Below are 11,925 nucleotides of genomic sequence, written 5' to 3' on the forward strand. Positions count from 1 at the left end.
ACTTGTGATCAAGAGACAGCCGCTATTGGGAGGCTTTGATATGAGTTCTCTGAGCTATCTGCTCAACCAAACACGGAGTGTTAGCGAGGTAATTGCCACAATCTGGCTACGTTTTCAGCCAAGTTCGCAAGGTTCACATCCGCCTCTTCCAAAGCTTCTGGCAAGCTCATTGCGCGTGGTACACATACGAATACCGCGTCAATGCCACACTCGTAGACTGCTTGGAAGTTATCACCTGTGCAACCTGCTAGGGCAATGACAGGCAAACCATATTCTTTCGCCACTTTCGCCACACCCATTGGGGTCTTGCCATGCACGGTTTGATGATCAATACGACCTTCGCCAGTAAAGACAATATCAGCGTCAGCTACATGCTCTGCGAGCTTTACGGTATCTAATACAATCTCAATCCCTGGTTTCAATCGTGCTGGCAGGTAACCAAGCAACGCCGCGCCCATACCACCGGCGGCTCCTGCGCCTTTTTGAGTCAGCACATGCTTGCCTGTCACTTGCTCTGTCAGTTCACCGTATTTGCTTAGAGCAGAATCTAACAGCTCAACATCCGCCGGCGTCGCCCCCTTCTGTGGGCCAAAAATCGCCGACGCACCTTTCTCGCCACATAATGGGTTGTCCACATCGCATGCCACCAGCACTTCGCAGTCCGCTAAACGAGCGTCAAGCCCAGACACATCAATGCTTGCTAGCTCAACTAAGCCGCCACCGTTAGGAGTGATTGGCTGACCAGCACTGTCCAGAAACTTAACACCCAAAGCCGCCAGCATACCCGTGCCACCGTCATTAGTTGCGCTGCCACCCAAGCCGATGATCAAGCGTTGAATACCGCGATCAAGCGCATTCAAAATTAACTGACCAGTGCCAAAGCTGCTGGTGTTTTTCGGGTCACGTTGCTCACTTGGCACGAGGTGCAAACCACTTGCCTCTGCCATCTCGATCACTGCGGTTTCACCGTCACCTAGAATGCCGTAAAACGCCTCAACATCATTGCCAAGTGGGCCTTTTACGGTCACGAAAACCTGCTCGCCCTCAGTCGCATCAATCAAAGATTGAACTGTCCCTTCACCGCCATCAGCAACAGGTACCGTGACGAATTCTGCATCGTGCCAAACACGAGACAAACCCGTCTTGATCGCGTCACTCACTTGTTTGGCGGTCAAGCTCTCTTTAAACGAATCTGGGGCAATCACAACTTTCATTTCATTCTCCTGAAAACAGCACGCTGCGAGCGACAAGTCGCAGGTCATCAATGTGGCTATTCTCACTTAAAAATTCGGCATATTCTTTAGTCAAACATCCAAACAATACTGACTATGTTTGAATTATTTCGTGCATTTGCACAATTAGCTAATTTAGCTTTCTTAACTGGCTTGCGATATACAGCTCGGTCAATCCCGTAAAATCTTGCGTCGAAATGCCCGTTACTTCACTGATTCTATCCAGACGATATCTCAAGGTATTTCTATGAATATACAGAGCCTTAGCACAATCATTGGCGTTACCATTGGCTTGAAAATACGCCTCTAAGGTTTTTATCAACTGTCCAGATTTGTCTGCCGAAAGCAAAGTCGCCATCGCTTGAGCGAGTTGTTCACCTTGCCAAGAATCGGCTAAAGGGGCGAGTAACACAGGTAAGCGATATTCAGAGAAGCTCAACATGGTTTGTTCTGGATGAGAGCGACGACCGACAGCAAGCACCTGCTTGGCACTTTGGTAGGAGAGAGGAAGCTGTTGTGCGCCATCAAAACGTTGCCCAATCGCGAGACGGACATCATCAATTTGATTAGCAGTTAAGCGGCGCTGAATGCTCTCGAGCACACTTTGGTCACCATTCGAAGAAGAACGTAAAGACTTGAGAACAACGATTTCATTCATCGACATGATCGCCACCAACGGCTTATCTTCAGAGCGATACAACACGTCAACAACGTCGCGTACGCTGTTCAAACTAACAGGCGCATTCTCTGCTTTAAGCTCGATCACGACAGCAACTCGTGGTGTTGTTAAATCGATGGAAAGGCGCAGCGCCCAATCGTGCAACTCGGAATCACTAAGTTGTTGGTTCAACCATGCTGAAACAAACTCTTCTTGATGGCGCCGATCCCATTGCAATTGCTCCACCAGCGAAGCTTGTTCAATCGTCAGTTCCGCTGTCATCTTCACTAACTGAGCGAACGCTCGGATGTGTTCAGGGTTACCAGTCACACCCACCACGCCAACGACTTCACCTTTAAAGTGCAGCAGCATATTGATGCCCGGTTTCACGCCTTGCAATGATTGGCAACTTTGCTCATCCAACTCTAACGAGTCACCATGATTCAGCGCCAGCACTGCACCATCGTGCTTTTGACCAATACGCTCAGCATCGCCGCTGCCAATAATGGTGCCTGCCGCGTTCATCACATTGATGTTATGACCAATGATCGACATGGTGCGATCGACGATTTGCTGCGCGAGTGTGTGGTCGAGAATCACCATTTCCGTTCCTAAAATCTCCACGATTGAGGCGTCAATAAATCACACTTTGTCTTCTATCGCCATGATATTGAACCGGTATCGACGTCAAAGTGTTATACCGACCAATTAACCTTAAATAAATTATGGCGATTAAACGATAAAGTCCTCCATCACTGCTTATACTTATAACCGAGCCACCCAAGTTTTTATGCTTGGCGCGACTTGAACCGACAACCAAACAGTGACCGGAGGGAAACCATGGAACTGCGGAACAAGGCGGGCGACATTGCCAAAATTGCTGACAACCTCACCCTGAAAGAAATTACCGAAATGGGCTACACCGTCGATCTATGCGATGAAGCCTTTGACCCAGGCGAGCATTGGAAAGCAGAAGGGCAAACGCAAGGTATGGGCGAATACCCTGAGCAATAGTCTCTAAATACGCTTCTAAAACACAACAACCTTTCAGCCGAGTGAGTCATCGCTCGGCTTATTCGTCATCCAATTGCTCGTAGACCACTTCCCCTCTCAACACCGTCATGAGGACGCGAGCTTGGGCGATGTCTTCCGCTTTCAGTTGGGTGATGTCTTGATCCAATACAGCAAAGTCTGCCGATTTCCCGATATCTATTGAGCCAATTTCCTTTTCTAAACCCAAGCTGTAAGCCGGATGAATTGTGTAGGCATCGATCGCAGCTGAGACATTTGGCAATCCGGTTTCACCCATCACCAAACTATTGGAGATACCAACCAATGGGTTCAAATCATGCACATTCCAATCGCTGCTTAACGTTACGTTAGCTTCGGCATTATAAAGCGCACGCAGGTTCATCAAGGCTCTCGCTCGCTTAGCACCTAAGAAAGCTTCTGCCCATTGGTGATCATGATAAGCCACATAATCGGAGCCAACTTGAAAGTCCGCCGTGACACCTAACTTGGCAAACCTTGGCACGTCTTTGCTGTTCACCAACTCGACATGCGTCAAAGTGTAACGTCGCTGATTGCCCTGACTGCGCACCTTCTCAATTGCATCGAGTGATTCACGAATACCACCGTCACCGATAGCATGAATATGAGCGCTATAACCCAGTTTATCGAGCTTGCTTAGCCAGTCGGGCATCGCTTGTGGCGAAATGTAATTCAGCCCATAAGGAGAATCCGGCAGGTAAGTATCAAGATAAGGCGCAAGGGTTTTGGCTGTACCATTGATGAAGATGCCATCACTGTACATTTTGACTTGGTTCACCAGCAGCAAGCGAGAAGTATCGTCGGACTGAATGCCTTTCAAATACGACAGCTGAGAGTCCATACTGTCAGTCGGATAGATCCATGGTCGTAAAAAGACACGAGCGGTCAGATCACCTCGTTTTTCACTCTCCTTCCACACTTCATACCAACCTCGCTTCCAGTACATTCGCCCATCACCAATCGTGGTAATGCCGTAAAGCGCAGCTTCTTCTAATCCAGTCAACAAACCTTGGTAGCTCACCGCAAATTGCGCACTCATGCTGTTCCAAGCCAGTTCCATCACTAAATCACCAGCATTATCCAGCAAGATGCCATTCAACTCGCCGGTATCCGGATCTTTGAGAATACGACCGCCTTGCGGATCGGGTGTGCTTTTATCAATGTTCGCCGCTTTCAGCGCAGCCGAGTTAACCCACATCGAGTGAGAGGTTTGCTCCATTAACACCACCGGCGTCTCAGGAAAGACTTCATCGATCACTTCGAGAGGTGTGCGCTGGTTTTCTTCCGACAAGGTCGCATCAAGCGTAAAACCGTACCCCATCAACCATTCGCCATCTTGGACAAACTCTTTACAGTCTTGCAGTTGTGGGATTTGCTCATCCAACAAGGTGCCAGCTTGCAACAAGCACGCACCGCCTGCTTCGGAAGCCGCCTCAAACACATGATTGTGGTTATCGACAAAACCTGGCAACAAGTAGGTATCAGTCAAATCCACCACTTCCGTGCCCTCACCAACCCACATTTGTGCCTTGGCTTTATCGCCAACAAAAGCAATCCGTCCATCATGCACGGCAACAGCGTCTGCTTTTGGGTGACCATAAATACCAGCGTTGATGTACACCACGTCTGCGGTTTGCTCAGCAGCATTCGCCCACGCGCCAAATACAGGCAGCAACGCAGCACCAAGAATCAGTCTATGAGGAGTTAACATGACACCTTCCGTTGTATTCGCTAACACATTGAGTATATGCAAATTGGTTTAGTTTGCTGTTCTACTTCTTAAAATCAGGGCTAATCGATTCATTTTTGACCTTCTCAAAAATGATATATAGAATATCATTCCGTAAATTAATAAGAGGTGAAGAATGAGTATCGAAAAAACGCTAGATATCGTCCGTAATACCAATGATGACAATAAACTTCGACGCATGCTCACCAATGCGAAAAAGAGTCTCAACAAAGATGCGAACTTAGTCGTTAATGCAATTGAAGCAAAACTCAAGGCCAAAGCACCTCAAACTAAAGAGTTCGTTCCACCTAGCAACCCATATGCCGTTGAACTTCAAGCTATTGCTGAAGAAATGCAAAAGAAGTACGTATTAAAATTCAATACGTTAGAACACAACAACGTAAAGACGGGTGGCGCTAGATTAAACGGAAACAGAAAACTCGACTTCTACTTGCGATACAAAATGGATCATGACAACGCGGTTGGACTTTGCATTGTTCAAGAGCACGAGGAAAGCCTCCCCCACATTCGAGTTTATCTCGGTACGGGAGCAAAAAATTCTCCGATATTCGAACGCAAATATAGCGAAAATGCATTGGTTGATGCGGCTCAACGTTATGAACAAGAACTGCAAAAAGTCTTAACCAAACAGGGAATTTAGTGATGAGAAAATACGACCAAGGCGATTTATGCCCTCATTGTGGTTTGATCATCATGATGCCAACCGACCTCTCAAACCAATGTTTAGGGTGTGGCAAAGAGATCAATCAGCATCAAGAATCGGATGAAGACGAGTAAGCCGCAGGTCTTACTCTGATTTGCTCGCTTGTGTTTCCTTCACAAATAAGTACATCTCTTCAAGGTAATTGCCATTTGCGCAGCCCCAGTCACTCACTTCAATAAATTCTTTGAGTAACTGATGACTCTCATCGCGAATCAGCTTTTGGCGAAATGAGTTCCATCGAGCCAATTCCAAACGGTTCTTATCAGATACATAATGGTCGCCATAGCTTTCAATAAGCTTGTTGTAGGCGCTCCAACGCTCTTCTGGGGTCACTCCTTCACTCATAATGACGGCGCAGTTTTCCTCGATATTAAAAACTTGGTCATTGGTTGGTGTTGTCGCTGAACATCCCACCAAGGTTAACCCCATTGTTAGAGCTGCGATTCTTGTTTTCATTATTGTTTTCCTTACTTTCAGCACCACTGCGAAAGACCGAATTTTATAAATAGAGAACGGCCATTACTAATCAAAAACGGAAAAATTTTGTGACTGACGTCTGCACATGTAAAAAGTGCGGTAAATTCCTGTTTACAAGCCATAAACATAGTAAATGGATTTCGCATTCCTTTCTGCTACTTATGCGTGCCATAATCAATGACGATAAAAACCTCAATAAAGCAAACATTTGAAGGATCAAAATGACTGCAACGGAATACCTAAACGATCTCAACCAACGTTACCTCGCTATCCATCGCACCAAAGAAGATTTCTTTTGGGAGACGTACATGGGCATCAGTGACGATCACGATGGTTCGACAAAAGCACAAACCGCTTGGACCAATTTCTTAAGTAACGCCGAGCAAATCTCAGCCATCAAAGCGCAACTTGAAGCGGCTGAAACAATTGCAGACCCACAAGAGAAACAGCAAACGCAAATTGGTCTGCAAGGCTGGTTGGCAACGTTTGAATCGCATGCAATTGAAGGCGAACAAGCTCAAGCACAAAAGAATGCTCTGATTGCATTTGAAGCCGAGTTGTTCGAGAAAAAGCAAAATCACGTTCTGACGTTTACCAATGAAAACGGTGAACAAACCGAGGGCTCTTTGCCAGTATTGTCTTCGACCATTCGCGCCAATAATCACGAAGAAGTGCGTCAATCTGCGCACCAAACTCTGCTCGACCTTGAGCAATGGTTGCTGCAAAACGGCTTTATTGAGCTGATCAAACTGCGTAACCAATTCGCACGTTCTTTGGGCTACGAAACCTTCTTTGATTACTCAGTGAAGAAGACAGAAAAGATGAGCTCAGAGCAACTGTTCAGCATCTTGGATGACTTTGAACAACGCACGCGTGATGCCCACCTAAACAGCTTGGCAAACCTTGCTGAGCAGAAAGGTCAAAGCGCACTGACTGGCTACAACTTTGTGTACTCGTTCGCGGGTGATGTCATGCGTGACCTTGACCCGTACGTACCGTTCTCAAAGTCGCTACGTCGTTGGGTGGAATCGTTCGGTCGTCTTAACATCGAATATTCAGGCGCAGAACTGACGCTAGACCTGCTTGATCGCAAGGGCAAATACCCGAACGGTTTCTGCCATGGTCCTATCCCATCTTTCTACAACCAAGGCGAATGGGTTGCCGCGCAGGTGAACTTCACCAGTAACGCTAAACCAGACCAAGTTGGCAGCGGCTACGATGGCATCAATACTCTGTTCCACGAAGGCGGTCACGCTGCGCACTTCGCTAACGTGAAGATGAACGCGCCGTGCTTCTCTCAAGAGTTCTCACCAACTTCCATGGCATATGCAGAAACACAATCCATGTTCTGTGACAGCCTGTTGACCGATGCCGATTGGCTCAAACAATACGCGTTGGACGCAGAAGGTAACCCAGTACCGGATGAGATCATTCAAGCGATGATCAACAGCCGTCAGCCATTCAAAGCGTACGAAGAGCGCAGCATTTTAGTCGTGCCGTATTTTGAACGTGCGCTTTACCAATTAAGTGATGAAGAGCTGACGCCAGAGCGCATCACTAAGCTGGCACGCGATTGTGAAAAGCAAATTCTTGGTTTGGAATGCAGCCCACGCCCATTGATGGCAATTCCACACCTTCTGTCTGATGAAGCAGCGTGTGCCTACCACGGCTACTTGCTAGCACACATGGCGGTTTACCAGACTCGCGCCTACTTCCTCGACAAGTTTGGCTACCTGACTGACAACCCAGAGATTGGTCCGCTACTGGCGAAACATTACTGGCATGCGGGTAATCACCTATCGCACAACGAGACTATCGTTAGCCTAACGGGTGAGGGCTTTAACGCTAAGTATCTGGCGGACGTATGTAACCTATCGCCAGAACAAGCATGGGAAGTACAACAGAAGAAGATTGCTTCGCTGCAAACTCGTGAACGTGCTTCGGTAGCGTCTTTAAATGCCGGCATCAAGGTGGTGGATGGCAGCAAAGAGCTAGCGAGCAATACGGTCTCAGACGAGCAGATGTGCGAGCAGTTTGAGCGCTACATCGAAGAGACTTACGGTCGATAAGCGAAACCAAGAGCTAGGGGTTATACTCCTAGCTCTTTTTCTATCAGGGAAGCAACCATGTACCAAGATATCCTGACTTTCTGGTTTGAAGAACTGGAACCAAAAGACTGGTTTGTGAGTAATGCCGACGTCGATAAACAAATCGAAACACGCTTTCTCACCACCTTAGAACAAGCCGCTCAATCTGAGTTGTTTGGCTGGCGTGACACAGCGCAAGGCCGTCTGGCAGAGATCATCGTGCTCGACCAATTCTCTCGCAACGTTTACCGCAATACGCCAAAAGCTTTTGCTCAAGATGCTCTCGCGCTTGCTTTGGCACAAGAGGCAGTTCGTCTAGGCTTAGACCAAGAATTGACGGACGTCGAACGCAGCTTCTTGTACATGCCATTTATGCACAGTGAATCTAAGCGGATTCATGAAGAGGCAGAGAAGCTATTCAAAGCACTGGGGCGAGAATCGAACTACGAGTTCGAACTAAAGCATAAAGTGATCATCGATCGCTTTGGTCGCTACCCACACCGCAATGCGATTTTAGGCCGTGATAGCACCGCAGAAGAAGTGGAATTCTTACAACAGCCGGGTTCCAGTTTTTAAACACTGCTAGCACAAGATTGAAGTTCGATTATCAATTTATATTTGATAATAAATCAATCATTGTGCTGTTTATCATTTAGTGATTCGCGACTAATCTTTACCTCATCAACACGATACATCACGATCAACAGAGGATTTCCATCATGGCTAAATTGACTATCGTCGCTAACATCATCGCCAAAGCAGACCAAGTAGAATTGGTAAAAGCCGAGCTACTTAAACTGATTGATGTCACTCGTGCCGAAGAAGGTTGCATCAACTACGACCTTCACCAAGATAACGAAAACCCAGCGCATTTCACTTTCTACGAAAACTGGGAGTCACGCGAATTATGGCGCACGCACATGGACAACGAGCACCTAGCGCAATACATGAAAGCAACTGAAGGCGCGGTAGACACCTTCACTCTAAACGAGATGTCGCACATCGCTTAACATCTTGTACAACGCAGCATGCACTAGAAAGCCAGCAACCATCACCTTGCTGGCTTTTTGTTATTCTCTCGCTTGTTCTCTCTTCCGAGCGATTCAAAGCAAGCTTATGAAAACATGAGCAAGATCTGATTATCTCCCCATTAAGACTGGCAAGATTTAAAGCTACTCACCCTTCGCTGTTTCAAAAGGTTTTGCATGAAGTTAGACGCCGTATTGTGGGATTACGATGGCACCCTAGTAAATTCTGTTCCGAAAAATATCGACATCACCAAAGCGATATTGTCCGTTGTAGCGCCGCACCTGACCGGGGATAACTTACCGAAATACCTACGCAGTGAAGCGGATTACCATCATGCCAATCACGCAGCGAAAAACTGGCAAGATCTGTACGTAAACTACTATGGTCTGTCCCATGAGGAGATGCTCATCGCGGGCACCATGTGGGCTGAGCACCAAGAGCAAAACCAAACACCAGTGAATCTGTTCAGTGGCATTGCTGATGTGGTGAATGCGTTCGAACACCTGCCACACGGAGTCTGCTCTCAGAACTCGCAATCCAACATTCGTAACGTACTTAGCGCCAACCAAATCAATGCACCGTTTAAAGCCGTCGTGGGCTACGATGATGTGTCCAACGGGCATCAAAAACCGGACCCTTTTGGTGGCATAAAATGCATCGAGTCCATCTTTGGGCACTCCGATAAACAACTGCTGATGTACATTGGTGACCACGAGGCAGACACGCAGTTTGCGCGTAACATCGAGCATCAGTTAGGTGGCAGCTGCAAAGTGATTGCCGTAGCAGCGGCGTACAGCGGCGCTCAACCAGAGCACTGGAACGCCCAGCCCGATTATGTGGCACATCAAGTGGCAGACTTGCTCGGAATCATTGGCAAGTACGCCTAGCCTCTCTCAATAAACGCGAAACTAAAGCTCTTAAATACACAGCAAGACAGAAAGCCTTTTGCTCTCTTTAGGCTTTGTGTATCGTACTTGCCTTACGTCGCTTATTTAGCACGTAGACGACTTCAAATAACCCACTCCAATATTAAGGTAACGCAATGATCACATGGCCTTGTTTACTCAAACTCGATGGCGACGACGAACTGGTGTATTTGGCTTCGCCAGAGCAGTTCAACGCCGAATGCCAAGCCTTGATTTGGGGTCAGGATGACATTGTGATTGATACACAAGGCCACTGCTTTGCATTGAAAACGGGTAGCAATAACACGGTGGAATTGGGTCTATTGCCACAAACATTGAACGTGCAGCAAGTGACCGAGCTGATTCAAAAACACGAGTTTGCTCAAGCACAGCGCTGCATCATCAAGATCCATTTTACTTCCGTCCAACAAGCGATTGAGGCCTTAGCTGATTAACAATTGCGCCCTTGCTTTCGTACAACGAAAAATCCCCTCAATAACCATTGTCAGCACCGAAAACCGTGCGTATACTCCGCGCCCGGTTAGATAGGTTCTCCTTTCACGATGAAATGGAACCGAACCAGCTTTCAATCGGCTGCAAAATGGAAACTTGCCCCAAGGAACAGGGCCCAGCGTAACTGTTAGCGTTTACGGGCTTTGAATTCGACTTCGGGTAAAGACAACATTTTGCACTCTCCGCAATGTTGCCTCTGCACGCGTGCGTCTTTTTCACGGCTCGCTCAAATACAGATACATAGCAAGGTAACATAATGCAAATCATCTTCAGCTTGGCCGGCGTATTGGCCTTGTTGGCGTGTGCTTACGCACTTTCTGATAGTCGTCGCGACATCAACTAGCGCACCGTAATCGGCGCATTCTCTCTTCAAGCCGGTTTTGCGGCTCTGGTGCTCTACTTCCCTCTCGGGCAATCCATGTTAGGCTCCATCAGCAACGGCGTATCCGGGCTCCTCTCATTCGCAGACGAAGGCATCGGGTTTGTTTTTGGCGAACTCGCAACGGGCAACTTCATCTTCGCAATTCGCGTACTCCCTCTTATCATTTTCCTCTCCGCTATCATCTCAATGCTCTACTACTTGGGCGTGATGCAAGCTCTTATCAAAGTCATCGGTGGTGCTATCCATCGCCTACTGGGTACTTCTCAAGTCGAATCTCTTGCTGCAACCAGCAACATCTTCCTATCCATGTGTGAAGCCTCTTTGGTAGTCCGTCCGTTCTTGGCCAACATGACTCGCTCTGAGCTGTTCGCAGTAATGGTTGGTGGTATGGCGTCTGTGGCAGGTTCCGTACTAGGCGGATACGCAGCACTGGGTATTGAACTGAAATACCTTATCGCGGCGAGCTTTATGGCGGCTCCGGGTGGCTTGTTGATGGCGAAGATCTTAGTGCCAGAACGTGAAGTATCGGCGCATCAAGGCGCAATTCAGCTAGAGAAAAGCGAAGATTCCAACATCGTCGATGCGTTAGCTTCTGGTGCGATGAACGGCGTGAAAGTAGCAGTTGCAGTGGGTACTATGCTGATTGCTTTTGTCAGCGTCATCGCGATGGTCAACGCAGGCTTTGAAACCGTGGGCAACTGGTTTGGCTACGAAGACGTAACGCTGCAATTGATCTTTGGCTACCTGTTCGCACCACTGGCGTTTTTTGCTGGCATCCCGATGAATGAAATCCTAACCGCTGGCTCACTGATCGGTCAGAAGACGATTCTGAATGAGTTCGTGGCCTTCCTTGATTTCGTCAACGTGAAAGAAACCCTTTCAGCACATAGCCAAATCATCATCACTTTCGCATTGTGTGGTTTTGCTAACATCGGCTCTATCGCGATTCAGCTGGGTTCGATTAACGCAATGGCACCTGAGCGACGCCAAGAAGTGGCAAAACTTGGCTTCCGTGCCGTTATTGCTGCTACGCTTGCCAACATGATGAGTGCAGCGCTAGCAGGGTTGTTTATCGCCCTGTAATCACTCTCTCATTCCAATTGAAGCCCACCATCGTGTGGGCTAATTATATGGTCCGC

12 protein-coding genes and 1 pseudogene are annotated in these 11,925 nt (G+C 47.7%); 9 read left to right on the top strand and 4 right to left on the bottom strand.

Annotation, left to right across the window (positions count from 1 at the left end):
• Positions 1 to 80: 80 nt before the first annotated feature.
• Both BCT11_RS25525 and BCT11_RS25530 read right to left on the bottom strand, forming a co-directional pair.
• On the bottom strand, positions 81 to 1,214 hold the full coding sequence (locus BCT11_RS25525; protein WP_102389581.1) for a glycerate kinase: 1,134 nt from the start codon (positions 1,212 to 1,214) through the stop codon (positions 81 to 83).
• Between the two features lie 148 nt (positions 1,215 to 1,362).
• Positions 1,363 to 2,493, bottom strand: a complete 1,131-nt coding sequence (locus BCT11_RS25530) for a sugar diacid recognition domain-containing protein (protein WP_102389582.1) — start codon at positions 2,491 to 2,493, stop codon at positions 1,363 to 1,365.
• Between the two features lie 237 nt (positions 2,494 to 2,730).
• Between BCT11_RS25530 and BCT11_RS25535 the strand changes: the two genes are divergently transcribed.
• Positions 2,731 to 2,904, top strand: a complete 174-nt coding sequence (locus BCT11_RS25535) for a hypothetical protein (protein WP_009706819.1) — start codon at positions 2,731 to 2,733, stop codon at positions 2,902 to 2,904.
• A gap of 58 nt (positions 2,905 to 2,962) precedes the next feature.
• Here BCT11_RS25535 and BCT11_RS25540 read toward each other — a convergent pair whose 3' ends face one another.
• Positions 2,963 to 4,651, bottom strand: coding sequence for an amidohydrolase (locus BCT11_RS25540; protein ID WP_102389583.1), 1,689 nt, complete (start codon positions 4,649 to 4,651; stop codon positions 2,963 to 2,965).
• Between the two features lie 154 nt (positions 4,652 to 4,805).
• Between BCT11_RS25540 and BCT11_RS25545 the strand changes: the two genes are divergently transcribed.
• Positions 4,806 to 5,330, top strand: coding sequence for a hypothetical protein (locus tag BCT11_RS25545; RefSeq protein WP_102389584.1), 525 nt, complete (start codon positions 4,806 to 4,808; stop codon positions 5,328 to 5,330).
• 2 nt (positions 5,331 to 5,332) lie between these two features.
• Positions 5,333 to 5,467: a hypothetical protein gene (locus BCT11_RS28565; RefSeq protein WP_258070486.1), complete on the top strand. Its 135-nt coding sequence runs from the start codon at positions 5,333 to 5,335 to the stop codon at positions 5,465 to 5,467.
• A 10-nt stretch (positions 5,468 to 5,477) separates the two neighbouring features.
• Here the strand turns inward: BCT11_RS28565 and BCT11_RS25550 are convergent, their stop codons facing one another.
• On the bottom strand, positions 5,478 to 5,849 hold the full coding sequence (locus tag BCT11_RS25550) for a hypothetical protein (protein ID WP_033005074.1): 372 nt from the start codon (positions 5,847 to 5,849) through the stop codon (positions 5,478 to 5,480).
• A 242-nt stretch (positions 5,850 to 6,091) separates the two neighbouring features.
• Here BCT11_RS25550 and BCT11_RS25555 point away from each other — a divergent pair, with 242 nt between their 5' ends.
• The 6 genes and pseudogenes from BCT11_RS25555 to BCT11_RS25580 all read left to right on the top strand — a co-directional run bounded on the left by BCT11_RS25555 (position 6,092) and on the right by BCT11_RS25580 (position 11,869).
• Positions 6,092 to 7,939 (top strand): M3 family metallopeptidase, encoded by a 1,848-nt coding sequence (locus tag BCT11_RS25555; protein WP_102389585.1) that lies wholly within the window; start codon positions 6,092 to 6,094, stop codon positions 7,937 to 7,939.
• Positions 7,940 to 7,996: 57 nt separating this feature from the next.
• Positions 7,997 to 8,533: a DUF924 family protein gene (locus BCT11_RS25560; protein ID WP_102389586.1), complete on the top strand. Its 537-nt coding sequence runs from the start codon at positions 7,997 to 7,999 to the stop codon at positions 8,531 to 8,533.
• Between the two features lie 143 nt (positions 8,534 to 8,676).
• Positions 8,677 to 8,967, top strand: coding sequence for a putative quinol monooxygenase (locus BCT11_RS25565; RefSeq protein WP_005435368.1), 291 nt, complete (start codon positions 8,677 to 8,679; stop codon positions 8,965 to 8,967).
• A 195-nt stretch (positions 8,968 to 9,162) separates the two neighbouring features.
• Positions 9,163 to 9,873 carry an HAD hydrolase-like protein gene (locus tag BCT11_RS25570; protein ID WP_102389587.1) on the top strand — a complete coding sequence of 237 codons (711 nt, stop codon included), beginning with the start codon at positions 9,163 to 9,165 and terminating at the stop codon, positions 9,871 to 9,873.
• A gap of 155 nt (positions 9,874 to 10,028) precedes the next feature.
• The gene (locus BCT11_RS25575) at positions 10,029 to 10,346 is read left to right on the top strand and encodes a DUF4144 family protein (protein WP_102389588.1); all 318 of its coding nucleotides are present in this window, start codon (positions 10,029 to 10,031) and stop codon (positions 10,344 to 10,346) included.
• Between the two features lie 314 nt (positions 10,347 to 10,660).
• Positions 10,661 to 11,869: pseudogene (locus BCT11_RS25580) on the top strand (NupC/NupG family nucleoside CNT transporter).
• Positions 11,870 to 11,925: the final 56 nt, after the last annotated feature.

Source organism: Vibrio sp. 10N.222.52.B12 (assembly GCF_002875385.1).
Classification (GTDB): Bacteria; Pseudomonadota; Gammaproteobacteria; order Enterobacterales; family Vibrionaceae; genus Vibrio; species Vibrio jasicida.